The sequence below is a fragment of the Nocardia blacklockiae genome, assembly GCF_015477355.1.
Classification (GTDB): Bacteria; Actinomycetota; Actinomycetes; order Mycobacteriales; family Mycobacteriaceae; genus Nocardia; species Nocardia blacklockiae.
Genome location: NZ_JADLRJ010000021.1, coordinates 1 through 24857 on the forward strand (window position 1 = coordinate 1; position 24857 = coordinate 24857).

The following is a 24857-nucleotide window of genomic DNA, read 5'->3' on the forward strand; positions in this document are numbered from 1 at the left end:
CTCGTCCGTGAGCACGCCCGCGACGGACGCATCCGAACCCTGCCCGGCGTGGGACACGGGCTTCAGAACTTCGTTCCGAAGCCCGTGGCGAATGCCCTCGCCGAACAGATCACCATTTGACGCGCCGACCGCAGACCCGGCCACTGGAATCCGTCACGCGCTCAAACCCGCGCGGGTCGCGGCATGAGGGTGCACTTCCGCCGACGGCGTCGGCGGTGCTGCGCAACCGAGCGCTCAGCGGCATGCGCGCTCGGCCCGTCACATCGGAATCTACTGCTGCGCAGTGCGTGTCAAACCCCGCCCGACCAGTGGAACCCGAATCGGCGCAGACCGCGACCGATTGCCTCGGGTGATCGACGCTCACCGGCCTTACACTCGACCCGCCACGACCGATCCATCCACGAGCCCGGCAGACGGGCTCGGACGGCAGCACTCCGGCCAGGAGATTTCACATGAGAATAGTTGGGCAGCAGGCGGGTTCGTCGTCCGGTGCGGAAGCGGTCGATGCGGTCGGGTCGTGCCCGGCGGAGTCGTCCGGTGCTGAGATCGGCGCTCGATCGCTGCAAGACGGTGCGACGTGACCGGGGGCGATCATGCAGACGATCATCGATGTGCACTCGTCCCACACACGCCGGTATCCGAAGCGTGGAGCACGAACACGGAAGGGGGCTGATGAGCATGGTGCGAGAGCTGCGCGTAGGCCATGTCCGCTCCCTGCTGCGGTCGGATCCCGCTCGGTCCCACGCCGTGATCGCGGCTGCCTCCGGATTCGCCACCGAACGGCATTTCTACCGAGTCTTCCGGCAGCGGACCGGATTGACGCCTAGGGAGTACCGCGCAGCCGGATCGGGCACGATCGGTCACGGAATGCGCCGCCCCCGTGCCGCACAGTGGAAACGCCCTCGAAAAGCCGCAGAGGGTGTCGTGAGGGCTTCGCCGCATCCTGGCCGGAGGACGAAGCCGTCACGACGTTCGGCCGGGCCGCCGTCCCTGCCGATCGGCCCGAGGCGAGCGATACGGCGCACGTTGCCGCCGACGGCCGGTCGCGGGGAGGTTCTGCGGGCAGCGCCGCCCACAGTCAGCTGCTCGTCCGACGGCGGGTCCGGGCATTGCCCTCACGACGGCGGCCGCACCGCGCTCCAGTTCAACGCTGGGAAGACCTCGGCTCGGGGCACGATAGATTCTGCACATGATCGCACGCAGCGCACTTTCAGGGTTTGTCGTCGCATCATCAACCGCAGCCGTCCTCACCGCCTCGGGATCAGCCGGGGCCGTCATCGTTCCACCCAGCAGCGCCACCGTGACCGTCTCCGGGGAGTCGGTCACCGCGACGCTGAGCCGGATCAGCACCGACCTGCCCGGCGGCACCGTGCAGTGCACACTCATGGTCGACGGTGATCCGCAGCAGAACTCGCTGTCCACCCGCGAGGCCGCTCCGGCGGACTTCACGCTCGAGCGCACTGTGACCGTGGGTGACCACCTGGCCGTCACCTACTGCGCGGACTTCCCCGCCGACTCCGACACGGCCGCTTCCTACCCGACGCTGGCCTGCGCCAAGGTCAGCCTGCCCGCGGGCACCGTCGAGTCCCTGCCCACCGATCGCTGCTACCTGCCCTGATTCCCGCTACGGCGAAACCCGCTCCCACGGAGTGGGTTTCGCCGTCGAACAGCTCCGACTCGACCCCGCTCTGGGCTCGATCGACCTCCGATTCGAAGCGTTGCAGGCCCTCAATTACCCAGGACCTGGGTATAGAGCTTTGTTCGCATCCGCATGAACCGGGCTCCGCTGACCAGCCGGGAGGGACTGTCGGAACATCGGCGGGCGCGGTTCCGGGTTACTCACTTCACGACCGGCGATGGGTTCGGCCGTGCCCGTAACGCGTCGATGGCGGTGTCGATCGCGGCCAGGGCCGCGGTTCTGTCGAGGCCCGCCCTCGACACCAGCGACAGTCCTTGGACGACGAACAGCAGTAGCTGGGCCTGGGCCTCGGGCGGGGCGCTGTCGGTGACTTCGCCGGCTGCCTGTGCGCGGCGGAGTGCGCCGGTGACGATATCGGTGAATCGAGAGTACGAGCGGGCGACGAGCTCGGTGGCTTCGCGATCGTGTGGTACGAGCTCCGCGCTGGTGTTGCCCATCAGGCATCCGTTCGGTGCGCCCACGTCGGAGATCAACTCGTCCAAGCGTGCCGGGTGGGTCAGAATCTCGCGAAGTGCCGGCAGGAGTGCGGGAGTGTCGAGTGTAGCGACCAGGTGCTGCTCGTATACCTCCCAGTAGAGCCGGACGGCGTCGAGATAGAAGCGGCGCTTGTCCCCGAACGCTCCGTAGAGGCTGCCGCGTTCGATGCCCAGCGCGTCGACCAGGTCTTGGACCGAGGTCGTCTCATAGCCGCGGGACCAGAACAGCTGCACTGCGCGTATCAGCGTCTGATCCTTGTCGAACTCGCGGGGACGTCCCGTACGTGCCACCCGTCCCACACTACGACTTCTTGACGAAGCGTTCAAGAAGTCGTAGCGTCGGCCGAAGTGACTTTTGGAACGGCTGCACATAAGTCATTGGATCAACCAGCGAGCCGCAGTCAGAGGTGAGGAGAACGAGTCGTGAGTCGTCTCGCGGGAAAGCACGCACTGATCACCGGAGGTACGGGCGGCATCGGGTTCGAAACCGCCCGTCAGTTCCTTGCCGAAGGAGCAACCGTCGCGATCACCGGTCGCTCGCAGGAAAAGTTGGACAAGGCCGCGCGAGAATTGGGGGGCCCGGTGGTGGCGATCCGCAGCGATGCCGCCGACATACCCGGCCAAGCGGTGCTCGCCGCGCGGCTGCAGGCCGAATGGCCCAAGCTCGACATCCTGATGGGCAACGCCGCCGACGTGACTCATCTCCCGATCGAGGAATGGACCGAGGAGGCTTTCGACAAGCTCGTCGCCACTAATCTCAAATCGCCCTTTTTCCTGATCAAGGCCCTGTTGCCACTGTTCTCCCGGCGGTCCTCGGTCATCCTCGTCGGCTCGGTCTCCGCCTTCGTCGGGCACGAGAACGCGGCAGTCTACGGCGCCGCGAAGGCGGGGCTGCTGTCGCTTTCACGCGGGCTGACCTACGAACTGAAAGATCGAGGTATCCGGATCAACGGGCTCAGCCCCGGGCCGACCCGCACCGACACCTTCGGACCTCTCGGCCCCGAGCGCCGAGACGCCATCTACGAGCAACTGGAACGAGTCGTGCCACTGCACCGCGTCGGGACCGCCACCGAAATAGCCAAAGCGGCCGTCTACCTCGCCTCCGACGAGTCCGCCTACACCGCCGGCACCGTGCTGCGCGTCGACGGCGGCATCGGCGAACTCGCCTACTGAGGAAGCTGCGAAGCGCTGGACCCCTATCGAGGGCCCCTGGCCCCGAGAATGCCGCTGACGTCGAGCAGGTCGCCCATGCGCAAGTCGTCGTCCTTCGGTGGCGGGAGGCCGCTGGCGGCGAACAGGTCTCGGGCGCTCGTCGCGTTCAGCTCCCAGCCGCGGTCGGTCAGGTAGGGATCGGGGCTTGGCGGCAGTGCAGTGCCGGAGTCTGTCCTTTGAATGTGCCTATACGTTGCCGATGGTTGGGCGGTACCTATTCGGTGAGACTGACCACGATCTTTGTCGGTCTCCCTGAGATATCGGGACTCGGGTGAGTTCACCGAAGCAAGTGTTCACATTTCAGGAGGTCGCGGTCGGAACGTATTGGGTGCGGTGTCCGGGCGCTTTCCCCGTGCGTTCGAGATCGCCGAAAAGCTTTTCGATCGCTGTTCTTCCCTCGTTGTACTGCGCATGTGGATCCGTGGAAAACAAGCGCATGCTTCGCAACATGGCGTCGGCAACGATGTCGGCGCCAGGGTCGACGTCGCCGCCGAAAGCCAAAGCGTGCCAGAGCGCTTCGATCTCGACGCTGTCGCCTTCGGGTCGGCGCCGTGGGTTGGTGCGGCTGATGAAGTCGTCCGACTTCTTCCTGGCGTGGCGAAACTGCTGGGGGGCCAGTCGATAAGCGATATCGACCGCATCCTCCGAGGTTGCTCGACGGTGTTGGATGGCTCGTTCGATACGCCTGTCGAGCGTTCGGCTTCCGTCGGTCAGGAACCACATGAGGGCGCACCGAATCCCGGCTTCGGGGATGTCCAGGCAGGAATCCAGCAGATCCTGATAATGGGGGTCGACGGTGAAATCTTGAGCACTGATTCATAGATCGACCTGCCACGCCGGGTCGTCACGGCAAGGGCTTCGGCAATGCGGACCGTCTCCGGCTCACACACGGATTTCGATCCGAATGCCTGACCCCGAACGCGCGATATGCGGCATTACAAGGGCGCTCCGGGGGTCTCGTCGCATAGCATCAGGTCAGCTCCTGTCCTCGGACGATAACCAGCGCCCAATCGTCGGGGCGCGGGGCAGTGGCCCTGAGCGAGGAGCCGACGCGGGGCCTCCTGAGATAGGACGCTCCTGGCGGTTATCGCAGGACGGGATCCTCACCGGTTGAGGCAGGTGTCCCGCATGAAATTGCCGGGTTTCTTCGATGCCGATCGTGGTGTTTGCGTGGTCGGCGGTCGGTTGTGTGGTGGTGTCGGTCGGACGCCGGATTCAGGGGTTCTTGGTTGCGCAGTCGGGTGCTGGCGGGTCCGGAGTCTGGTGTGCCGGGGGAGTCGCTTCGGCGGTGGGTTCGCCGGCGCGGTGGAGTTCGCGCTGGCTGTCGGCGGTGGCGCGGTCGATCTCTGCCTGTTCGCGTCGGACGCGGGCGTCGCTGCGGTTCAACGCGGCCTCGCTGCGATCCAGCCGTTCGGCGCTGGTCGCCAGCAGTGCCCGGCTACGCGTGATCGCTGCCCGCATCAGGTCGGCGGTGTCGGTCGGCTGGCCGAGGGCACGGGCGCGTTCACTCAATCGGTGTTCCAGGGCGTCGAGATGTTCCTCCCGCTGGTCGGCGGCGCGTTCCCGCTGGTCGGCGTGCCCTTCGCGGATGTCGGCCGCGTTGTCGCGCCGGTCGGCGAGCGCGTCACGCTCGTCGGCTGTGGCCTGACGGTCGTCGGCGAGGACTTGGCGTTCGTCGGCGGTGGCTTGGCGTTCGTCGGCCGTGGCCCGGCGTGCCGAGGCCGCCGCGGTGTCATCTGCTCGGCGCTCGTCAGCGGCCTGTTCGCGGCGCGTCACCGCCTCTTCACGGGCTTGCACCCGAGCTTCTCGTTGTTCGAGCCGGTCCTCCCGCGCGGCCCACGCCGCAACGCGCGCGAACTCTTCCGCATCACCCTCGCCCGGCTCCCGCTGTTCTGTCGGCACCCTTCGAATCATGCCGGAAACGCGCGCGGGCAGAGATGACAACCGTTACCAAGCACGGGGTTCCGCTATGACTGTGCTGCTGAGCCGGTCAGTGGCGCGCCGTAGCTAGCCGTTTCGCCGCCTCGACGACAAATCGTCGGCGGGCCGCGCGCTCTTGCTGGTCGTCAGGTCCGTTTCCGGTGATCAGCTCGGCGAGCTGTGGCACGGTCTGCCACCAGGCGGCGAGGGCGATGAGCGCGAAGATCGACGGCGGCCGCGAGCCGTTCCAGCTCGGTGGACAGGACGAAACTATTCCAACCGAAACGTTGGAGTTGGAAGGAGCATCATGACCGAGATCGTCCGTCTTCCCACACAGATCCGCCCGCCGGCGCCCGGATTGATCGCGCTGGTGAGCGGAGGAAACAGCGGCATCGGATTCGACACGGCCCGACAGCTGCTCGACCGTGGCCTCACTGTCTGGATCGGGGCACGCGACGTCGACAAGGGGCGGCGGGCAGCGACCGAACTCGGCCCTACCGCGCACGTCGTGCAGCTGGACGTCACCGCCCCGTCATCGATCGCCGCGGCCGTAGGACAGGTCGGCGACCTGGACATTCTGGTCAACAACGCGGGCGTGAACCCCGGCGGCGAAGACATCACCGGCACCACACTCGATCAGTTGCGGACCGCCTACGAGACCAACGTCTTCGGGCTCATCGCCGTCACCCAGGCCTTCCTTCCGGCGCTGCGCCGCTCGGCGCACCCTCGTATCGTCAACGTCTCCAGCGGCACCGGATCGCTCACCTGGAACAGCGGCCCGAATCCGCAATTCGACCCGGAACGCGTGCGGGGCGGCGGCCTCGCTTATCGCAGCTCGAAGACCGCCGTGAATGCCGTCACACTTCTCACGGCCCAGACGCTCGGCGACAACGTCAAGGTCAACGCCCTCGCACCCGGCCGCCGCCGCACCAACCTCATCCCCGGCATGACCGTCGGCGGAGACCCCGCCGAAGCCGCCACAGGAGCCATCCGTCTCGCGCTCCTGCCCGACAACGGCCCCACCGGCGCCCTCTGGTCCTGGGACGGGACACGCGTTCCGTGGTGATGGGCGTGTGCGGGTAGCGAAGTCGTTGTGGTCCTTCCATGACACCGCGCTCGATGTGCGCACGGTCCGGTCGACGCATCTGCGCCGCGCGGGAACGCGCGTCGGGTGGGGCGTCAGCCGTCGAGCCAGTCGCCGTGTACCGGGCTGGGCGTGTAGCCGAGGCAGTTCCACAGGAAATGAGGGTGGGCGCAGCCGAACATGTACGCCAGCAGGGCGGTGTCCTCGCCCGCGGCAGGTGCGCGGTGCAGGTGGTGGAACCGGGCGGCTCCGACCGCAGCCGAGTCGGTCTGTATCGCGCGGGCTCGCCTGGTGTCGGTGTCCCCGGTGACAACAGCCTGTACCGCCGCGATATAGGTGCGGCGCAGGATCTCCCAGCAGTTGTCCACCCTGCCGCGCCAGGGGCCATGAAGTGCTTCGAACGCGGCCAATTCCTCACCGAGCAGTGGCGCCGCCGCCGGGCACTCGAAGCGGCAGCGTTCGACCAGCGCAGCCGCCCGGTCTCCGAGTGTGCCCACGGTCGGCCGCCGCCCCGAGGACAGGTTCAGGCCGCCCGTGAGGAGCCCGGCCCCGCTGTCCGGACGCAGCCCGCACAGCGGGCAGTCCCGGTTCGACTGCCCGGCCGGGCGAGCATCGACTGTCGTCAGGGCAGGTGTGAGCCCGTCGAACCACAGGGCGTGCCGCCCGGCCAGCCCTTGCCAGCCGATCGTGGTCGGCATCAGCCATGAGTTCCACAGCAGTGCGTGTGCCTCAGGGGTACACCCGAACTTGATCATGGCGATGGCGCAGGCGGCGTACACGACCTTGTCGTGGGTGGGCATCGTGCTGAGCCAGAAGTTGTTGATCTCACCGGTGACGGCGTCGGCGCGCACATCGGTCATGTCGTCGAGCAGCCGGCACATCACCAGCGCTGCCAGGTGGGGCTCCGACCACAACTCGGTATCCGGCGGCACGTGCCAGAACAGGCAGTCCATCAGCTGCAGCAGCACGTAGCTGCCGGTATCCAGCGGGTTGGCGGCAGTCAGCGAGACCACGCCGCGCGCGTGCCGGTCCAGCCAGTATTCGTCGACCTGCCGCTTGTAGGCCGCGAACAACCCCACCACCAGGGCACGGGCCCCGTGAACGCTGAATCGGGTGGCCAAACCCTGCCGCACACTCCGATCCGCACGCGCGGCGTCGAGGTCGGCGACTACCCGCTTGTACTCGTGGAGGGCCAGAATGTCGTCCTCGTACCGCGAGCGCAGCCCCAGATCGCGATCCGCGTCGTTCAGCAGTCGCGTCCACCTCCAACCGCCGGTCAGCACACAGTCCAGCTCCCGCCGGTAGGGCCGGATCTTCGTCTCCAACGGCCGGCCGTCGCTGCGCCGCCAGGTGTAGTCGTCCGGTCCCCGCGCCGGCGCCACCGGCAGGCTCGCACACAAGGCACAGGTGCACGGTTGTTCACCCTCGGCGGATGCGTCGGCGTGCCCGTTGTGAATCCTGCTGCGCCACACCCCTTCCAGCAGCTCGCAGGTCAGGCGGCACATCTCGACTTCAACGGCGACGTCGGGGAACGAGGCCACAATATCGGCCAGTCTCGTCTCCAACCACCGCAGTCGCCGCCTGGCTCGCGCATCCGGCTCGGGCCACGATCGCGGCCGACCGGCCAGCGCCGCACCGACCGAGAACACCTCACCGGAACCACCCTGACCGGACAGGGCCAGCCGCGTCGACACGGCTCGCTCGCCATGGCCGAACTCAGCCGTGGCCGGCTGAAGCCGCGCAAGAACCAGATCGGCGAGACCGGCTCCGGGCTCGTGTACCGGCAGTGACACGCCGGACCCTGGATGCCGGCCATCGCTCCGTCCACCGATCACAGCGGGGCGAAGATCTTCAGGCACGATGAACTCCTGGCGAACGACAGTGTGTCGCCCCCGAGAGGGACGCATCTCCAGGATCACCCGAACCCTCGGCTGCACGGAAGTCACCGCCACGCATAACGACAATGCGGAACATGCATACAAGATCCGCGCACGGACCGACAGATCCGCGGCTGTCAGACATGACGAACAGGTCGATATGCCTGCGGGACACCAACACCGCTGTGGAGGGTCATCACGTCGCGGTGTTGGTATAAACACGGGTCGGGGTGACGAAACAAGGGTGCCACGTTTGTCGCCCGCGACCATGTCGACCGGATGCTCCTGGTCGAGGACGACGATATCCGCCACGCCCGGCACGCGCTGTGGAACGCCATACGGCTGCACGTCGAACCCGCCGCCGCCACCGCCCTCGCCGCGGTGCTCTCGGGGCGCTATCGGCCGGAGCCGGGCGAACGCGTGGCGGTAGTCGTCAGCGGTGCCAATACCTCGGTCGGCGGTGGAACCGATGGTTTCGCCCGACAACGCCGCGGACCGTGCCGCCCTACGCGATTGATGGCGCGGCGGCATCCCACCGACCCCACACCGGACCTGCGCGGGGCAGCCGAGCCCGGCTCGTGGTTGCGGCGTGCCCGATCGGACAGGTGCCGTGTCGTGACGGTGCCTGTGCGCCTCGGGTTTCGGTGGGTGTCGCCGGTCAGCCGCAGCAGTCGGGTCGAGGACGACGCAGAGCACGGTGGGGCTGGGATACTTACGTAGGACCGTGTTGCACCGATGTTGCTCGCCGGAAATCCCGGTAGCCTCCGATTCGCTGATCCGCCGTCTCGGGTGGACGCACAGCGTCTGGAGTATTCGTATGGCTCGTATAGCTCATTTCGTCGGAAGTCTGCCGCCGGAACTGGCGGCTGACGATCGCGCAGCGCTGCAATGGTTCCTGGACCGCTGCACCGGCGCGACGGTCGGCGCCATTCCGCGTGACCTCGACACCGATTGGATCCTCGACTATCTCCGCGCCCGCGCGAAACACGCCGACACCCTCGAGCTGGTACGACCCGGCGTATTCGCCGACTACAGCGACTTTCCCACCTACCGGGTGCGGCGCGGGCGGCGTCTCCGTCCGGAGCACGTCGCCATGGACCGCGCCGACCGGATCGACGAGATCGTCGTCGCCTACGAGAAATTGCGTGCCGAGAACACCGCGGCGCCGGGCGTGCGACTACAGATCAGCCAACCCAATCCGCTGGACATGACGATGTTCGTCTTCGCCAGCGCCGCCGTGTCGTCGGGGCTGCCGACGTTGCCGGCCCTGCGCCATGCCGCGTCGGTCCTCGACGCCGTGCGAATGCTGCCGGTGTTCGTCGACGCCGTGCTCGGGGAGATGGCGGCGGTATCGGCGCGGCACCGTCACATCGTCTGGCAGATCGAGACTCCGATCGCGATGCTCGCCATGGTGAAAGCCGCACAGTTCCACGCCGACCGGCTGCTGGCGCCCTTGCTCGCCCGACAGCTGGCCGCACTGCTGACCCGCACGCACGACGCGGAACTGGAGACCGTCCTGCACCTGTGCTACGGCGATTATCAGCACAAGAGCCTGCTGACGCCGCGCTCACTCGCACCGGCCGTGCGATTGCTCAACGCGACCGCCCGCCGGTTGCGCCGCCGCGCGATTCCCCTTCCCCCAGTGCACATTCCATGTGGTTACGGCGCCGAACCGGCCCCGCTCACGCCTGAGTTCTACCACCCGCTGCGCGCTTTGGACCCCGAATGGCGGGTGATCGCGGGTGTGGTGTCCCCCGAAACCGATTCCAGCGCACACGCGTTGGCCTTGTTCGAAGACGCCCTCGACCGCCCGGCCCACGGTGTCGCGACGGCATGTGGTTTCGGACGGTGCACGGTCGAAACCGCCGAGAAGGCGGCAGCGGCCACGCTCGCGACCGCGCTCACTCGCACACCGTGTGCCTGAACCGGTACGACGATCAGTGTTCTCATCGCGCACAACAGATTTCAGCATGTCCTCGTAGTTAACCAGTAGCGTGGTTGTCCCGGGTTTGCGGGCACTCGGGACGGCCTTATTTCGCGCGAAACAGGCGGAGAGCGAGTACCGCGAGCAGTACCAGGCGAAGGCGATGAGCAGCAGCCGGATTCGCGATGCCGCGCACCGTCGTCGGAACAAGGCCGGAACCGATCCGTGCGGCCGAGGAACAACCTGACCGGATCCCGGGCGTACCGCGCGGAACGCTGCTTCCCCGCGGCCGACGACGTATGCGGGCTACGCATGCTGCCCATGCGCGGCGGAGCCTTCCGGCTCCTACGGGGAGGGCGGCACTCTGGAACAAACGCGAGATGCCGATATCGCCGCTCGTCACCGGCACCGAAACCCTCGAACCCCAAGTCCCCCTGGAAGACCGGGGCGTGAACTCAATGGACAACCTCGACTGGGGAAACTGCTGTGCGCTTCCACACCGTAGGTGCCACCCGGGAAAGAAAGGACCGAGAATGGATCGCACGCAGCTGAGGAGCCACAGCACCGATCCTCCTGGCCGGCGTGCCGGGGCGATCGTCGATGGTTTCGCAGATCCGAAGCTCGCCGGCAGAGAGCAGGTGTTGCTTCCCCAGTTCGAAATCCGGCTGCCGTTCGAAGCCAACCCCTTTCAAGACCGCATCACCCCGGTTCGTGACAGGCTGGCCGGCCTGGGTGTCCCCTTGGACGAAACCACTGGCGCCTGCGTTGCGCGAGTCGCATCCTTGATGCATCCACGGATCGGTCTGATCGATCTTCAACTCGTCGCCGACATCTTCGGCTTCTTCTTCGCCTACGACGACCAATTCGACGGTCCCCTCGGCTGGGATGAAAACGCCACCGCCGAAACAGTGGAGAACACCAAAAGGGTGTTCGCCGGCTATGTTCCCGACCAGACAGCCGATCCGTTCAACTACACCCTGATGCACCTCTGGGAGCAGATCCGCCAGCGCGCCGGCGCGGAACTGTGGGAACGTATGGTCACCCATACGCTCGGCTGGCTCGACCATTACCGTTGGGAGACTGCCCTGCGTTGTAACCGGCGTATCGCAACAGTGGCCGAACAACGCCGGGAACGGTTCTGGGCATCCGAGATGTCGTTCGACTGGGAGTACATCGAGCTCACCGACGCCCCATTCCTACCGCGGCGATTCATCCGGCACCCCGTCATCCAGCAGACACTCACCGATTGCACGCTGATCGTCGCCTGGTGGAACGATATCTGCAGTCTCGCCAGGGAAAACCCCTACAACAACATCGTCTACTGCATTCAACAGGACCGATCCTGTGGACTCCAGACCGCCATCGACATCGCCTATCAGACGGTCGTCGACCTGTGCGACACCGTCCTGGCTCGACAGCCGCGTCTCCCTGATCTGCTGGCAACCCTGCGGCTCGACCCCCGAGAGACCGCCCGGGCCCAGGCCTGGTGGAACAGCCTGCTGCTCAGTACCGGCGGAGCCATGCGCTGGCACGTGGAACCGACGACCGGGCGCTATTGCCAGCAGCGCCGCCAAAACCTGCCATCGCTCCGGTCGACCTGATCAACGGACACCGACCAGAAATCGGCACGGCGTGGACGAGACTCGAGCCGACCGCAGAATTCTTGCCATTGATCGGTAATCCAAGATGAATGAATTCTCAGATTCGATACCGACCGCGCCGGGTGCGTCACCCTTGCTCGGTCACCTGGTATCGCTCATACGGCGACCTTTCGCATTTCTATCTTCCCTCCCGGCGCACGGTGACCTCGTACGGGTGCGCCTGGGCCCCGCGAAGATCGTGATCGCCTGCGATCCGGAACTGACCCGTCAAATCCTGCTCGACGACCGGACCTTCGACAAAGGCGGTCTCATGTTCGATCGGGCCCGGGAGTGGCTGGGCGACGGACTCGGCACCTGCCCGCACAGTCGGCATCGGCGCAAGCGACGCCTGGCCCAGCCCGCCTTCCACCACGCACGCATGCCCGATTACGCGCACGCCATGGTGACCCACGCCGCCTCGGTGGTCGACAACTGGAGTACGGGACAGGTCCTCGACATATATCCCGAGATGATGACCATCACCTCCACAACATTCGGCACCGCGATGTTCCACACCGACCTGCCGTCCCGCGTACTGCATCAGATGCTCGTCGACCTCACTACCCTCATTGCCGGCACGACCCGCCGCATGGTGCTGCCCGCCGCGCTGGCTCGGCTGCCGACACCGGGCAACCGCCGGTTCACTCACGCCAACACGCGGCTGCGCCGGACGTTGAGCGATTTCATTGCCGAGCGCCGCGCCAGTGGCATCGACCACGGCGATCTGCTGTCGGCTCTCATGATCGCCCAGAGCCTCGACAACAACGAGCAGGCGTTGTCCGACTCCGAACTCATCGACGCAGCGGTGACATTTTTCGGCGGAGGAACCGACTCGACTGCCGCGACGTTGGCATGGGCGCTGTACCTGGTCGCAACACACCCCGACGTCGGTGACCGCTTGCATGCCGAGGTGGACGAGGTCCTGGCCGGGCGGCGACCCGAGTACACCGATCTCGACCGACTGGAGTTGACCGGCAGGATTGTCACCGAAACCCTGCGCCAGTATCCCCCGGGATCGCTGTTCACGCGCTCGGTCACCACCGATACCGAACTGGGCCGCCATTTCCTCTCGGCCGGGACCACGATCGCCTACAGTCCCTATCTCATCCATCACCTGCCCGACCTGTACGAAGATCCGAACCGCTTCGACCCCGACCGGTGGCTGACGGGACACACAAACCCACCGCCCAGCGGATTTATCCCGTTCTCCGCTGGCGCACGCAAATGCATCGGCGACAACTTCGGTACGAATGAGGCCACCCTGGCCCTGGCAACCATCGCAGCCCGCTGGCGTCTGCAGCCCATCCCCGGTCTGCGAGTCCGCCCCACATTGTCCGTACCGACAAAGCCCGCCGGGCTACGGCTGCGAGTTATCGATCGCGCTCGGACTCGAAGCCGTTCGAGCGGCACGCGTCATAGATCAGCGAACATTCCGAGGGGATACTGACCGACTCCTGGAACGACGGACAGATTATTGACGTCAGGGCGCAGATGAACGCGCTGACCTCGAAGGTGGCCACCGCGACGTTGTTCACGCTTTCCGCGCCGGCGTCCACCGTGCCCTGGCACGGGTGATCACCGATCGCCGCGGAAACGACCGCGATTACGGCGATCTGCTCTCGATGCTGGCAACAGCTCGTGACACCGACGGCGAAACGTTGAGCGATACCGAGATCAAGCCACGACACGCGTACCCGTTCGGGCCGAAGGAGATTCAGCGCCGTAGTATTATTCCGCGTCTCGCCCTCGGCGCCGATACTCGATCGGGTTTGTAACTACTCGATCGGGTCTGTAACGTCTCGAGCACCGGGCAGTCGTTTGCTCAGATCTCGGCGACGACGATCACTCGGGATGGTTTCTGCCCAGCCGTTCGTGTGCGTCGACGAACTGCCCTGCGGTAACCGCCGCCATGGTCGAAATATTGAGTGCGAGTGCGAAACCCGCGATGATCTCGGCGAGCCGTCGGGCCCCGCCGGTGCCTGCGCACCCGAGCGACTCGAGGTAGTCGTGCTGCTTCTGCAGCCCGGTCCCGCCGCCGACTGTACCGACCACGAGGTTCGGCAACAGTAATGTCATCCGCAGTCCGTCGCCGACTCGTTCACCGGAGAATATCGCCGCTCCCGATTCGTAGACGCTGGCGGCGTCCTGGCCGGTTGCGATGAATATCGCGGCGATGACGTTGGCGGCGTTGATATCGACACCGTTCAGTCCGGCGTACTGCCCGCCCACCGTGGCTATCCGCAGGATTCGCTCCATTTCTCCCGCGGTGGTCTTGAGCACATCGTGCAGGGTGGCGCGGTCGAGTGCGCATTCTGCGACAACATGATGACCTCGCCCGCCGAGCCTGTTGAGGGCGGACTGCTTCTTGTCGCTGTTGAGCACGGCTTCGATAGCATGCCAGACAAGCGTGAGGTCCGAGGCCGCTTCGATCTGCTCAACGATCCATTCGCAGCCGCGGTGGGTGGCCGCCGTGGTCATGTTCTGCCCGGCCGCGTCGCCGGTCTCGTAACAAAACCGCACGTGGACGACGCGGCCGAGTTGCACCGGGTCGACTTCGACCAGCACGGAATGCTTCGAAACTTGACGAACCTGTTCAGCCAGCGCCGCATGCTGATCCGGCACCCAGGCCGCGAATCGGGCAGCTTCGTCGATGGAGCCGAACTCGAAGCCCGGCGCACGGACCATCCGTTGCCGGATGACCCTTGTGACAACCCCGCCGGACCGAGTGACAGCGTTTGCACCTCGTGTCACGGAGGCGACCAACGCACCTTCGGTGGTCGCCAGCGGCGTGGTGACCAAGCCGCGGGCATGGTCCCCGGCGAACAGCAAGGGACCGGCCAAGCCAACCGGAACTTCGACGGTGCCGACGAGGTTCTCGACGTTGTTCTGCACGGTTGTCGCGTCGATTCCCAGCTGGTCCAATGATTCCAGATCAGCGCCGGAGGTCTGCCGAAGCCAATCGAGCCTGCGCTGACGAGCCGCTTCGGTGTACTCGCCACGGGCCGGAATACTCTGGTGGCTGGCGGAAGTCGTCATATCTGCTCTACCTTCTGCGATAATTCTCGCCGGCGCTGGCCACAGCGCGAGGACCTGCTGCTGGCCACCCTTGCCGGGCACTGGCCACGCGTCGAGGTACCCGACACCGGCAGCCTGCGTGAGGACGCGATCGGCTTCCTGCGAGCCGTCAACGCCGACCGCGGGCGCAGCATCGTATTGATGAACGTGCTCCTGGCCGACTACTTCCTGGCCACCGGGACGACCTTCGGTCAGTTACGCGCCGCCCTACGACCCGACGACCGTACGCCCCCGTTCGAACGCATCCTCGCACGCGCTGTCCAGCGCGGGGACCTCCCCGACGCCCAATGGCCGCCGCGCATCATGAACTTGCCGTTCGACCTGCTCCGCCACGACCTGCTGACGACGCTGCAAGCGGTACCCGATGCGGCGATCACCGAGATCGTCGACCAGGTGTGGCTCCCCCTGCTCCACACATACCGGCAGACCCGGCAACCCGAATGACATCGAGCACAGACCGTCACCGAACTCGTCATCTGATACCCGGCTACCGCCCGTTGACCGGACACAATCGGCAGCGCACCACCGGTCAGCCCGAGGTGGTGGCAAGGACTGCTCGATCGTGCGCAGGGCCCGATAGTTTCAGCAGCTGGAAAAGCCTGTAGCCCAGTCCTGTTCGCGGCCACAGCGCTGCTACCCAGATGGCGCCTGCTGCGGCCGGGACACCGACCCACCAACCCAGAAGATGGATCAGCACACTGGCGAGGATCGCCGAGCCCAGGGTGAGCCCGAAAACCGACGAGGTCAGCCACCGGGCCGCCTTGTCCCACACCTCACCGACCGACGGACTGCGCGGCCACGAAGGCGAACACGTCACGATCGGCAGACAGGAATCGCTGGTACCCGCGACCGTCCCAGACGTGCACCAGAATGAAGAACATCGCGAAATATGCGACGCCGGCCCGCAGGAAGGCCACATAGCGATGCCCACTACTGATCAGGAGCTGCCCGACCCGGTAGCCCAGCACGCCCTGAGTGACGTTGGTGATCACGAACACCGTGACCAGCCACGCCGGTTGTGACGAATGACCATCGGCCACTTGCATCGTCTCCCACTCGGGATACGCCCACAACAGATACACCCCGCTGGGCGCGAACAGCACCGCGCAGTACAACAGTGTCGCAACGAGATACGGCGTCGTCCACCCGCGTGAGCCGGTTGAGCCGGCGTCTCCGGAGGCACGCCCTCCATTGCCGAGACTCGATACTCGACTCCCGGTGCGGCCCGAGGGCCCGCGGTGCGTAAACGCGCGACGCGAGCTCCAGCGGAATCCGACGTCCTGCTGCCGTGGCGCGAGCCGGATACGGCAGCGCACCCATAAAACCTCCGCGACAGAAACGTCACGCTGTGACAGTTCAAGGCCCGACGAACGGTAGCCTCGCGCAAGCGGGCCTGGCCGTCGCGAGATGGCGTGCCACGGTCAACGGATGCCGCAGACGCCCGGCAGTTGGCCGGTGGACCATCGGGCGTACGTGCGCGTGGCACCGCGGTGAGCCGCATCATCGACACCTGGATGTGCGACCTACAGGGCTATGTGGCGGTGCCTTCGCATGATCGGTACCGCACATACGGCACGCCGATGACGCTGTGGCACAGTCACTTCGGGAGCGCCGTGGGTCGTGGAGGTTATGGACATGAGTTTCAGGCTGGCGGCCTACGCCGTATGCATCGAGCAGGGGCAGGTGCTACTCGCCCGGCATGCACCGGCCGGCGGTGAGCCCAACTGGACTCTTCCGGGAGGCAAGGTCGAGCACGCGGAGGACCCGTTCGACGCGGTGACTCGCGAACTCGCTGAGGAAACCGGCTACCGAGGAACCGTCGAACGCCTGCTCGGCGTGGACTCGAGGGTGATCTCCGCCGCGGCCTCACGTGGCGGGACCGAGCACCAGAACGTCGGGATCTTCTACCGCGTCCGTGTCGACGGCGGCCGACCCCGCCCCGAACCCGACGGTGCGACCACCGAGCCGACCTGGGCCCCGATCTCCAGCGTCACCCGCCTGCGCCGGTCCTCGCTCGTCGACATCGGGCTCGCGCTGGCTCGGACGCTCCCGGCAACCGGTCATGTCGCGGCCGTGCAAGTCGGTGGGCTGGTGCAACACTGAGGCGAGAGGCGTCCACTCGCGAACCCGGACCACGCGCACCCACTTCGCAGCCGAGCAGAACCCGCGCCACACAGAAGCCTTGCGACACAGCAGTACGGCACCGCGAAACCCACTGAGCGAGGCTCTTCACCGGGTGAGCGCGTTCGTTCGTAGCTCGGTCGCGCCGCGCCGAACACTCGGCAGGGCGGCGCGGACACGGCGACTGCTACCACCGAAACCATGGCGCTCGCTGTAGCGTCTATTGCCTGGATGGATCCCGTAACCAGCCGAATCCGCCCGACGCGTCTGATCTGGCCGAGACAGGAGACGAATATGGCTCACGGAATCGCCGCATACGTTCGACTGATCGCAGTCGTGTTCGCAACAGCGGTCCTCACAGGCATAGCCCTCGCCATCCCTGCGCATGCCAGCGACCACACGGAATGGAAAAGGTGCGTCAACAATGCGCTGAGTGAACGGCGCGATACCAAGAAGTGCGACAAGGACTATCCCGCCGAGTCCACTCGAGATGCGACCTACCGTCGCTATTTCTACGAGTGCATCGACCGCGGTGGTCGAGAGGGGTGCCTGCTGGATTGAGCTATGCGCATGGTCAGAAGCCGGGCAGCCCGAGCGGCGAACGTGCAGTTTGCGGAAATGTCATATTCGCCAGTTCATCGGATACGTCGCACTGCAACACATCCGATGAAATGCGCCCTAATCCGAGGCGCCCGGATCCGAGCCTGTAATCGGCATTCAGTGCGTTCGGCCACTGAAATGATCTCTACGCGCTGACCATCGGGCTTGCTGAACGGCCGGCGGCCGAACCGCACGCCACGCGGCATCACAAGGCGCTGGGAGTTGTCGAACTCCGGTACCGGATGCCCGAGTGCTGGGTAGCAGACGTCGCCGTACTGCCATCAAGGAGCGATCTGCACCACGATTTTGCCGCGGGTATGTCCACCGGCCACCCGCGCGAGCGCCTCACCGGATTGCTCGAGCGGCAGCACCGCCTCGACGATCGGACGTAGCTTACCGGCCTCGACCAGCACGGTCAGCGCGTCGAGGCGCCGCAGCGCGGCACACCTGCGCGGCCCAGTCGGAGTCGTGGTAGTCGAACACCTCCGCGGCGCCCAAGCTTCGGAGGAACTCATGGTTGCCGGGGCTGGCCACACCCAGAACACGGGCAGCATGCCCTGGGCGAGGAAAGGACAGGATTCGCGACGCGTGTGGTGGCCGACACGGTCGTGCGCGAGCGAGGTAGGACGGATTCTGACCTATGCGATCTCTAGGTTGATCTGCATGGACGCTGACATCATGCCCTTCCGGATCCAGATTCCGCAGGCCGAGCTCGATGATCTGCGTGACCGCCTCGCTCGCACCCGATCACCGCACCTGGTGCCCGGCAGCGACAACCGGTGGGACCACGGCATCGCGCCGGACTACCTGCATGAACTCGCCACCTATTGGGCGGACGGGTTCGATTGGCGGGCGCAGGAGGCCAAGCTGAACAGCTACCCGCAGTTCATCACCGAGATCGACGGGCAGACCATCCATTTCCTGCATCTGCGCTCCCCCGAACCCGACGCGACACCGTTGCTGCTCAACCACAGCTATCCGACCTCGTTCGTGGAATTCCTCGCCGCGAGCGGGCCGCTGACAGATCCCCGCGCGCACGGCGGCGACCCGGCCGACGCCTTCCACGTCGTCATCCCGTCGCTGCCCGGGTTCGCGTTCTCCAGCCCGCTCTCGGCACGGGGCTGGAACCTCGACCGGACCGCCCTGGCGTTCGGGGAACTGATGACCCGGCTCGGCTACGACCGGTTCGGTGTCGAGGGCGGCGATATCGGCGCCGGGGTCACCACCCGCATCGCGGCACTGCTGCCCGAGCGGGTCATCGGCGCGCATACCCACGGCGACCGGCTGCAACTCGGCATGGTCGGCGAGGACCTCCCCGTCCCCGAGGGACTCGACGCCGATGAGCGCAAACAGCTGGAGGCCGCGCAACGCGGTTGGGCGCAGATGAAGGGCTACCGGGTGCTGCAGTCCAGCGAACCCAACGCCATCTCGGCGGGCTTGGCCGATTCCCCGATCCTGCAATTGGCATGGATCGCGGAGAAGTTCGTGGAGTGGGCCAACCCCGCCACACCGATCAGCCGCGACAACGTGCTGATCACCGCGAGCCTGTACTGGTTCACCCGCACCGGGCCCGCCGCGGCCGACTTCTACTGGGAGATCGCCCACGCCGAGAACACCGGCTGGGGCGGGGAATCGACAGTGCCACAAGGTCAATCGCTGTTCTACAGCGACCCGCTGGTCCGCAAAGCCCTCAGCGCCGAGGACAGCATCGCGTTCTTCCGCGAACACACCGAGGGCGGGCACTTCCCCGCCTTCGAAGTCCCCGAGATCTTCGCCGACGACATCCGCGGCTTCTTCCGGCAACTCCGCACCTGACACCGGCCCCGAGTGACGCTGCTCTCGCCACGACCCGGCCGAGAAGACAGACACCCCGCCTCGGCGGATCGAGCGGAATCTGGTACCAGGGCTTGCCGTCTCTACCCCCGCGCGCCTGTTTCCGGGCATGATTCGAAGGGTGCCGACAGAACAGAGGGAGCCGGGCGAGGGTGATGCGGAAGAGTTCGCGCGCGTTGCGGCGTGGGCCGCGCGGGAGGACCGGCTCGAACAACGGGAAGCTCGGGTGCAAGCCCGTGAAGAGGCGGTGACGCGCCGCGAACAGGCCGCTGACGAGCGCCGAGCAGATGACACCGCGGCGGCCTCGGCACGCCGGGCCACGGCCGACGAACGCCAAGCCACCGCCGACGAGCGTCAAGTTCTCGCCGACGAGCGTCAGGCCACAGCCGACGAGCGTGACGCGCTCGCCGACCGGCGCGACGACGCGGCCGACATCCGCGAAGGGCACGCCGACCAGCGGGAACGCGCCGCCGACCAGCGGGAGGAACATCTCGACGCCCTGGAACACCGATTGAGTGAACGCGCCCGTGCCCTCGGCCAGCCGACCGACACCGCCGACCTGATGCGGGCAGCGATCACGCGTAGCCGGGCACTGCTGGCAACCAGCGCCGAACGGCTGGATCGCAGCGAGGCCGCGTTGAACCGCAGCGACGCCCGCATCCGACGCGAACAGGCAGAGATCGACCGCGCCACCGCCGACAGCCAGCGCGAACTCCACCGCCCCGGCGACCCGCCCGCCGAAGAGGCTTCCCCGACAGACCAGGCTCCGGACCCGTCAGCACCCAGCGGCGCAGACGACGACGCGTGAACGCGGGATGCTGGTCGTCGCAGAACGCCTTACAGTGGGCGCAAATCTCGGTACGAGCGGGATGGAGCGGGGAGAGGGACCGGCTGGGCAGGGTCGGAATCGGGAGCCGTTCGAGTCGGTCATCGCGCCGATTCCGAACAGGAGCCGCACAGGAGGATGTCCGCTATTTCGTCGGGCCTGCTCTCCTTGCCGCCGGACGAAATCCGGTATCGGGGGCTGGTGGCCGCGAAACGGATGTTCCCGGTGATCCAATAGTCGATGGAGCGGAACAGGTGATCGATAATTTTTCGATCGGCTGGACTCGGAGCGTTCGCGGTGAAGTCGCGGCGAATCGCACCCTTGTACGCAGCGCAGTCGTCTATGCGAGCGAGAATCCGGTCTTCGACGGCCGCGATGGCGTCCTCTCGACTCATGTCGCCGGCGTCTCGTAGCACCATGACGAGGTTGTGTACCTCCCCTGCGGCCTCCTCTCTTTCCAATGAGGCGATATCGTTGATCCAGGCCATGACATCTGTTGCGGCGCAGACCAACTCGCGGTAAGGACGGCTGACCGTCAGTTCCGGGGGAAGTTCGACTCCGGCGGTGAACCGGAACAGTTCGATCAGTGGCGCGCCCATACTCGTAGCGGACCGATTGCGGAGGTATTCGTCGAGACGAGGGGTCCTGCCCTGTCGGCGATCTCGGCTTTCGACGCCCACCGCGACGAAACCACGCCAGACACCGTCCGCGAAACGCTGACGCCAGGCGGCGGACATCCCGGGATAGATCTCGCCGAGGATTTCGATGAGGGCCCGAGCGGCTGGACTGGCCGACACGGACGCACGCGCGCCTGTATGCCTCAGGATCGGGTACAGCGGCGCGACCGCCAGTCGCCACGCCTCCGGCGTGCGGTAGATCCCTTGGCCGTACTGATCGTTGACCAGGAACATCCACGTCAGGAGCTTCGCGTAGACCAGCAGTCGTGCGTACGGTGCTTCCGGCTGGATCGAGCCCGCGTACATGCCCACCTCGGCGACCGAAGCACGTCGCGCCGTCACGCGGTTGCGCACCAGTCCGGCGCGTACCACCCAGTCCTCGAGTTCGTGCTGGACCTGCGCGGCGTGCGGGTTGCTCGCGGCGGACAGCGGTAAAGACAGCAACCGATCGCTCACAGGCGCCATCTGTTCCTCCTCCGTTTCGGCGGCGAATTGTGCTGTGTGGCAGGGGATTACAATGTCCGACTCATTGCGGTGCACGTCATCGGTGTCGACGAGCTGCCGCTGGTCCCGGTGCGGCTGAGGGGGTTCGTCCGGCTGTATCGACCCCGCTGTAGCGTCGTCCGCGCAATTCGTGGACCCAGGCGATGCTGCCGGTGTAGACATCGCGCAGGGCGGTCGCGACGGCCGGGAACTGCGCGGCGAGGGCCGTGAGGTCGGCTTCGATGCGGTCCTCGAGCCGGTGGAAGAGGTCGACGGTGCTGTCGATGGCCTGTTGGTGGTTCATGTCTTCCATGGCGCTGCGCTGGATGATCGCGTCGATGTTGGTCCACGCGGTGTGGTTGTGCCGGCCGGCGTCGACCAGGCCGAGATCCAGCGCGATGCCCACACAGGTGCCGGTGTCGCGGTAGAGGGCGCGATAGGTGTCGGTGCGTTCTGCGGCGCAGTACTCTGCGGCGAGATCGGGGGACACGTAGGCGGGGAGGTAGAGCAGAATGTCCCAGCCCAGATTGTCGGGGCGCACGCTCATGTATTGATCGAGGGTGAACGGTCGTTTCTCGATTTCGATGGTCCGTAGCGTTCGCGTGGCGTCGATGTAGCGCTGGAGCCCGGATCGGCAGCGTCGACGGGTATCGGGCTGCCAGTCACCGCGGGCGAGGAACTCGGCGATGATGCCGTATTCCGGCTCGTCGGCCGGCGACGTCAGCCACACGGCGTCGGTCAGTTTGCCCAGGATCGTTTCGATGTGGGCCGGGTCGAGTGAGGCGTCGATGCGGTCGTCGACAAGTACCCACGCCAGCATCAGATGCGTCGCCGCCCGAACTCGGTCTCGCGCACCGCCGGGATAGAGCAGCGAGACGAAACGCCCGCCCACCTCGAGGTAGCCGCCGGCGGTGGCATCGTATTTGTCGTCGGCCACGGCATAGAACACGGACTCGCAGAACCGCCGCGTGTAGGTGCGGAGTTCCTCATCGGCCGGATGCTCACGCGCCGCGAATCTGCTCGTAATCGCGGGTACTACAGGGCTCATGGTATTGCCGAACTCGATCATGATCAATTCCTCCGGTGTGGGGCCGGGCACCAAGTGAACTCGGTGCGCCCCTTGCTGATTCGGCACTGCCTCGGCGACCTACAGATTCGAGTCCCACCACCAGGCGATGGTGGAGGCGGGCGGTTCGGTGCTGTGGTCGCTGGGCCGGTCGGTCCAGCGGCCACTCGGTGGGGAGCCCGGCACCTGGTAGCGGGGAGTGCTGAAGCCCCAGTCGAGGTTCCCCCGCACGACGTGCCCCAGATCCGTGAGGTATCGGCGTGTCGGCGTGGATCGGCGTGGGGCGGTCTTCTCGCGCAGGTGCAGGAACCGGCACATGATCCGGTCGCGGGCGGCCATGGCGCTGCGCACCGCCGCGACTCGGGAGCAGCGTCGCTGGTGGGCGAGCACGTTGACGATGTTCTGGTCGGCCTCGTCGTGGTGGAGGTCTTTGGCGTAGGACTGGATGTCGTTGTCCAGTGAGGCGAGCATTCGGGCCATCTCCGTGCAGGCGCGCACCGCGGGGGATTCCAGTTCGTCCGCCGGGATCTGCGGACCGGTGACCAGCTCGATCATGGCGGTGACCGGTTCTCCGGCCGCGCTGTTGATCCGCATGGCCAGGTAGTCGTCCAGCGACGGCATGACCGCATCGGATTGATTCCCGATCTGCCAGAGCACGCCGGTCAGCCAGGCGCGCTGGGCCAGTACCCAGCGCCGATACTGAACGGGGGTGCCCACCTCGGCGAATCTCCGCGCCAGGTCCGCCAGCGGACGCAGAGCGCGGCGGGGTTCGGGGATCTCCGAGCCCGGCGATTCCAGCATGCGCAGAAGACGGCCTGCCAGCCGCGCGAATTCGGTGGTGCGGGTGTTCCAGGGAGCACTGTCGCAGTAGGTGTCGTCGAAAGCGAAACCCCAGTACGTCCATTCGACCGCGATCTGCATCCGGTCGAGTTGCCCGCGCGGTGTCATCCGGGCGCAGAACTCGGCGCTGCGACTTCCGAGCACTGCGGCCGGGGCGTTGCCGAAATGGCGCCATTCCGTCAGCCACGCCCGGGCATTCTCCTCGAGCGTGACGACGCCGGGATGGATGGCCGGCTCGATCGGGCAGTAGAAGGCCGGTATCTCCTCGATCGGAGGTTCGTCGTGAGCTGCCGTCATTCCGGTCTCCCGTTCTGCCGTCAGGCCCCTGCGGCGTTCACATACTCGGCGAGCTGATCGAGACTGTGGAGTTCGTCGGCGGCGGCGGTGGGGATGGTGATGTCGTAGGTCTTCTCGATGCGGGTCAGCAATGTGGTCATGTCCATCGAGTCCACTCCCTGGTCCGCCAGGGGGAGATGGGGTTCGAGGGTTTCGACGCCGGTGTCGATGCCGGTCATGAGGTTGCTGATGTCGCGTGCGGTGATCATCGGGTGCTCCGTTCCAGGTGTGTATCGGATGAGGGTCGTTCCCCAGGTGAAGCCGACTCCGAAGCCGGCGAGCAGGACGGTGCGAGGTGGCTCGGCGCGGAGGCGGGGAGCGAGCATGAGGGGGAGTGAGGAGGAGACGGTATTGCCGTAGCGGGCTATCTCGAAGGGCAGCCGGTGCTCGTCGACGGCGAGTTCCTCGCGGACCACCTCGACGATTCGTTTGGATCCCGGATGCGCGAGGAACAGGTCGACGTCCTGCGGGCCGAGGCCGTTGCGGCCGAGCAGTCGTTCGACGCTGCGTGGCGCCTCGCGGGCGGCGTTGAGGAAGACGCCACGGCCGTCCATGGTGAGATGCTCTGCGCCGCAGCGCAGTACGGACGTCGTGCCCGGCGCGGTGCCGAAATCGCCGTCGACGATCCGGTAGCCGGCGGCGTTCGTGGTGAGGTACGTGGCGGTGGCGGCGTCGGCGAACAGCAGCGCGGTGTTGCGGTCGTGGGGATCGACGATGGTGGTGTAGGGATCGCAGGTGCACAGCAGGACATGCTCGAACCCGTACCGGTCGGCGAGGGCGGTGGTGGCGGCGAGGCCGTGGGTGTAGCCGGCGCAGCCCTGCGACAGGTCGAAGGTCATGCAGCCGCTGGAAAGACCCAGCTTCTCGTGCACGATGGCGGAGGTGTGCGGTATCCGCTGATCGGGATTCTGGGTGACGACGCACAGCAGTTGTATCGCGTCGAGGTCCACGTTCGCGTGCCGGCGGAGGTCGTCGCAGGCCTCGACGCACAGGTCGCTGGTGCGCTGCCGCGGGTGTTTGACCGCGCGGGTGTGGATGCCGATCTTGGTCTGCAGGGCGTTCTCCGAGACACCCAGCGCGGCCGCGGCGGGCTGGTTCGGCACTCGCGTTTCGGGCAGGTAGGTGCCGATCGCGGTGAGGCGGATGCTGTCGGGTGGGTTCATGTGCC

Annotated in this window: 26 protein-coding genes; 14 read left to right on the forward strand and 12 right to left on the reverse strand. The window is 66.4% G+C overall.

Translation table 11 applies throughout. The features are described from left to right. Nucleotides 1-609 precede the first annotated feature (609 nt). On the forward strand, nt 610-1398 hold the full coding sequence (locus IU476_RS37270; protein ID WP_369123142.1) for a helix-turn-helix domain-containing protein: 789 nt from the start codon (nt 610-612) through the stop codon (nt 1396-1398). Then, the gene (locus tag IU476_RS34360; RefSeq protein WP_195106590.1) at nt 1301-1618 is read left to right on the forward strand and encodes a hypothetical protein; all 318 of its coding nucleotides are present in this window, start codon (nt 1301-1303) and stop codon (nt 1616-1618) included. The genes IU476_RS37270 and IU476_RS34360 overlap by 98 nt, the downstream gene beginning before the upstream one ends. A 221-nt stretch (nt 1619-1839) precedes the next feature. Here the strand turns inward: IU476_RS34360 and IU476_RS34365 are convergent, their stop codons facing one another. Next, nucleotides 1840-2466 carry a TetR/AcrR family transcriptional regulator gene (locus tag IU476_RS34365; RefSeq protein ID WP_195106517.1) on the reverse strand — a complete coding sequence of 209 codons (627 nt, stop codon included), beginning with the start codon at nt 2464-2466 and terminating at the stop codon, nt 1840-1842. 132 nt (nt 2467-2598) lie between these two features. Here IU476_RS34365 and IU476_RS34370 point away from each other — a divergent pair, with 132 nt between their 5' ends. Continuing rightward, a complete protein-coding gene (locus IU476_RS34370; RefSeq protein WP_195106518.1) occupies nt 2599-3348 on the forward strand; it encodes an SDR family oxidoreductase in 750 nt (249 codons plus the stop codon). 339 nt (nt 3349-3687) lie between these two features. On the opposite strand, the gene IU476_RS34375 is transcribed toward IU476_RS34370, so the two are convergent. Further along, complete coding sequence (locus IU476_RS34375) at nt 3688-4110, reverse strand: hypothetical protein (protein ID WP_195106519.1); 423 nt, start codon at nt 4108-4110, stop codon at nt 3688-3690. Between the two features lie 492 nt (nt 4111-4602). Further along, entirely contained in the window at nt 4603-5289 is a 687-nt protein-coding gene (locus tag IU476_RS34380) for a hypothetical protein (protein ID WP_195106520.1), read from the reverse strand. Between the two features lie 325 nt (nt 5290-5614). Here IU476_RS34380 and IU476_RS34385 point away from each other — a divergent pair, with 325 nt between their 5' ends. Then, on the forward strand, nt 5615-6373 hold the full coding sequence (locus tag IU476_RS34385; RefSeq protein WP_195106521.1) for an SDR family NAD(P)-dependent oxidoreductase: 759 nt from the start codon (nt 5615-5617) through the stop codon (nt 6371-6373). A 113-nt stretch (nt 6374-6486) separates the two neighbouring features. Here IU476_RS34385 and IU476_RS34390 read toward each other — a convergent pair whose 3' ends face one another. Beyond that, nucleotides 6487-7773 carry a hypothetical protein gene (locus IU476_RS34390; protein WP_228824787.1) on the reverse strand — a complete coding sequence of 429 codons (1287 nt, stop codon included), beginning with the start codon at nt 7771-7773 and terminating at the stop codon, nt 6487-6489. Nucleotides 7774-7806: 33 nt separating this feature from the next. On the opposite strand from IU476_RS34390, the gene IU476_RS36570 reads away from it, so the two are divergent. The 5 genes from IU476_RS36570 to IU476_RS34410 all read left to right on the forward strand — a co-directional run bounded on the left by IU476_RS36570 (nt 7807) and on the right by IU476_RS34410 (nt 13607). Next, the gene (locus tag IU476_RS36570) at nt 7807-8181 is read left to right on the forward strand and encodes a hypothetical protein (protein ID WP_228824788.1); all 375 of its coding nucleotides are present in this window, start codon (nt 7807-7809) and stop codon (nt 8179-8181) included. Between the two features lie 904 nt (nt 8182-9085). Then, on the forward strand, nt 9086-10192 hold the full coding sequence (locus IU476_RS34395; protein WP_195106522.1) for a hypothetical protein: 1107 nt from the start codon (nt 9086-9088) through the stop codon (nt 10190-10192). 533 nt (nt 10193-10725) lie between these two features. Further along, nucleotides 10726-11793, forward strand: a complete 1068-nt coding sequence (locus tag IU476_RS34400) for a terpene synthase family protein (RefSeq protein WP_195106523.1) — start codon at nt 10726-10728, stop codon at nt 11791-11793. Between the two features lie 85 nt (nt 11794-11878). After that, nucleotides 11879-13279 carry a cytochrome P450 gene (locus tag IU476_RS34405; protein ID WP_195106524.1) on the forward strand — a complete coding sequence of 467 codons (1401 nt, stop codon included), beginning with the start codon at nt 11879-11881 and terminating at the stop codon, nt 13277-13279. Between the two features lie 124 nt (nt 13280-13403). Continuing rightward, a complete protein-coding gene (locus IU476_RS34410; RefSeq protein ID WP_195106525.1) occupies nt 13404-13607 on the forward strand; it encodes a hypothetical protein in 204 nt (67 codons plus the stop codon). A 67-nt stretch (nt 13608-13674) separates the two neighbouring features. Here the strand turns inward: IU476_RS34410 and IU476_RS34415 are convergent, their stop codons facing one another. Further along, nucleotides 13675-14868: a hydroxymethylglutaryl-coenzyme A reductase family protein gene (locus IU476_RS34415; RefSeq protein WP_195106526.1), complete on the reverse strand. Its 1194-nt coding sequence runs from the start codon at nt 14866-14868 to the stop codon at nt 13675-13677. On the opposite strand from IU476_RS34415, the gene IU476_RS36575 reads away from it, so the two are divergent. Beyond that, complete coding sequence (locus IU476_RS36575; RefSeq protein WP_324194557.1) at nt 14848-15351, forward strand: TetR-like C-terminal domain-containing protein; 504 nt, start codon at nt 14848-14850, stop codon at nt 15349-15351. The two genes, IU476_RS34415 and IU476_RS36575, sit on opposite strands and share 21 nt — an antisense overlap. An 85-nt stretch (nt 15352-15436) precedes the next feature. Here the strand turns inward: IU476_RS36575 and IU476_RS37410 are convergent, their stop codons facing one another. Both IU476_RS37410 and IU476_RS34425 read right to left on the reverse strand, forming a co-directional pair. Next, on the reverse strand, nt 15437-15724 hold the full coding sequence (locus IU476_RS37410; protein ID WP_500048439.1) for a hypothetical protein: 288 nt from the start codon (nt 15722-15724) through the stop codon (nt 15437-15439). Then, nucleotides 15681-16010 (reverse strand): hypothetical protein, encoded by a 330-nt coding sequence (locus IU476_RS34425; protein ID WP_195106527.1) that lies wholly within the window; start codon nt 16008-16010, stop codon nt 15681-15683. The genes IU476_RS37410 and IU476_RS34425 overlap by 44 nt, the downstream gene beginning before the upstream one ends. Before the next feature lie 532 nt (nt 16011-16542). On the opposite strand from IU476_RS34425, the gene IU476_RS34430 reads away from it, so the two are divergent. Together IU476_RS34430 and IU476_RS34435 are read left to right on the forward strand one after the other, a co-directional pair. Then, nucleotides 16543-17010: an NUDIX hydrolase gene (locus tag IU476_RS34430; protein WP_195106528.1), complete on the forward strand. Its 468-nt coding sequence runs from the start codon at nt 16543-16545 to the stop codon at nt 17008-17010. Between the two features lie 312 nt (nt 17011-17322). Then, nucleotides 17323-17589, forward strand: a complete 267-nt coding sequence (locus IU476_RS34435; RefSeq protein WP_195106529.1) for a hypothetical protein — start codon at nt 17323-17325, stop codon at nt 17587-17589. Between the two features lie 320 nt (nt 17590-17909). On the opposite strand, the gene IU476_RS34440 is transcribed toward IU476_RS34435, so the two are convergent. Then, a complete protein-coding gene (locus IU476_RS34440; protein ID WP_195106580.1) occupies nt 17910-18260 on the reverse strand; it encodes a zinc-binding dehydrogenase in 351 nt (116 codons plus the stop codon). 31 nt (nt 18261-18291) lie between these two features. On the opposite strand from IU476_RS34440, the gene IU476_RS34445 reads away from it, so the two are divergent. Continuing rightward, complete coding sequence (locus IU476_RS34445) at nt 18292-19443, forward strand: epoxide hydrolase family protein (RefSeq protein WP_195106530.1); 1152 nt, start codon at nt 18292-18294, stop codon at nt 19441-19443. A 139-nt stretch (nt 19444-19582) separates the two neighbouring features. Further along, on the forward strand, nt 19583-20269 hold the full coding sequence (locus IU476_RS34450; RefSeq protein WP_195106531.1) for a hypothetical protein: 687 nt from the start codon (nt 19583-19585) through the stop codon (nt 20267-20269). Nucleotides 20270-20388: 119 nt separating this feature from the next. Here IU476_RS34450 and IU476_RS34455 read toward each other — a convergent pair whose 3' ends face one another. The 4 genes from IU476_RS34455 to IU476_RS34470 form a co-directional block, all read right to left on the reverse strand. Continuing rightward, nucleotides 20389-21429: a terpene synthase family protein gene (locus tag IU476_RS34455; RefSeq protein WP_195106532.1), complete on the reverse strand. Its 1041-nt coding sequence runs from the start codon at nt 21427-21429 to the stop codon at nt 20389-20391. A gap of 76 nt (nt 21430-21505) precedes the next feature. Further along, nucleotides 21506-22516 (reverse strand): isoprenoid biosynthesis enzyme family protein, encoded by a 1011-nt coding sequence (locus IU476_RS34460; protein ID WP_195106533.1) that lies wholly within the window; start codon nt 22514-22516, stop codon nt 21506-21508. A gap of 78 nt (nt 22517-22594) precedes the next feature. Then, nucleotides 22595-23650 carry a terpene synthase family protein gene (locus IU476_RS34465; RefSeq protein ID WP_195106534.1) on the reverse strand — a complete coding sequence of 352 codons (1056 nt, stop codon included), beginning with the start codon at nt 23648-23650 and terminating at the stop codon, nt 22595-22597. A 20-nt stretch (nt 23651-23670) separates the two neighbouring features. Continuing rightward, nucleotides 23671-24852 carry a 3-oxoacyl-[acyl-carrier-protein] synthase III C-terminal domain-containing protein gene (locus tag IU476_RS34470; protein ID WP_195106535.1) on the reverse strand — a complete coding sequence of 394 codons (1182 nt, stop codon included), beginning with the start codon at nt 24850-24852 and terminating at the stop codon, nt 23671-23673. Nucleotides 24853-24857: the final 5 nt, after the last annotated feature.

Bases quoted from the DNA above. Each gene is read 5' to 3' on its own strand.
- IU476_RS34385 (WP_195106521.1), top strand. From the start codon at position 5,615: ATGACCGAGATCGTCCGTCTTCCCACACAGATCCGCCCGCCGGCGCCC.
- IU476_RS34405 (WP_195106524.1), top strand. From the start codon at position 11,879: ATGAATGAATTCTCAGATTCGATACCGACCGCGCCGGGTGCGTCACCC.
- IU476_RS34435 (WP_195106529.1), top strand. From the start codon at position 17,323: ATGGCTCACGGAATCGCCGCATACGTTCGACTGATCGCAGTCGTGTTC.
- IU476_RS34470 (WP_195106535.1), bottom strand. From the start codon at position 24,852: ATGAACCCACCCGACAGCATCCGCCTCACCGCGATCGGCACCTACCTG.
- IU476_RS34455 (WP_195106532.1), bottom strand. From the start codon at position 21,429: ATGGCGCCTGTGAGCGATCGGTTGCTGTCTTTACCGCTGTCCGCCGCG.
- IU476_RS34400 (WP_195106523.1), top strand. From the start codon at position 10,726: ATGGATCGCACGCAGCTGAGGAGCCACAGCACCGATCCTCCTGGCCGG.
- IU476_RS34445 (WP_195106530.1), top strand. From the start codon at position 18,292: ATGGACGCTGACATCATGCCCTTCCGGATCCAGATTCCGCAGGCCGAG.
- IU476_RS34460 (WP_195106533.1), bottom strand. From the start codon at position 22,516: ATGATCGAGTTCGGCAATACCATGAGCCCTGTAGTACCCGCGATTACG.
- IU476_RS34375 (WP_195106519.1), bottom strand. From the start codon at position 4,110: ATGTGGTTCCTGACCGACGGAAGCCGAACGCTCGACAGGCGTATCGAA.
- IU476_RS34415 (WP_195106526.1), bottom strand. From the start codon at position 14,868: ATGACGACTTCCGCCAGCCACCAGAGTATTCCGGCCCGTGGCGAGTAC.
- IU476_RS34395 (WP_195106522.1), top strand. From the start codon at position 9,086: ATGGCTCGTATAGCTCATTTCGTCGGAAGTCTGCCGCCGGAACTGGCG.
- IU476_RS34430 (WP_195106528.1), top strand. From the start codon at position 16,543: ATGAGTTTCAGGCTGGCGGCCTACGCCGTATGCATCGAGCAGGGGCAG.
- IU476_RS37270 (WP_369123142.1), top strand. From the start codon at position 610: ATGTGCACTCGTCCCACACACGCCGGTATCCGAAGCGTGGAGCACGAA.
- IU476_RS34465 (WP_195106534.1), bottom strand. From the start codon at position 23,650: ATGACGGCAGCTCACGACGAACCTCCGATCGAGGAGATACCGGCCTTC.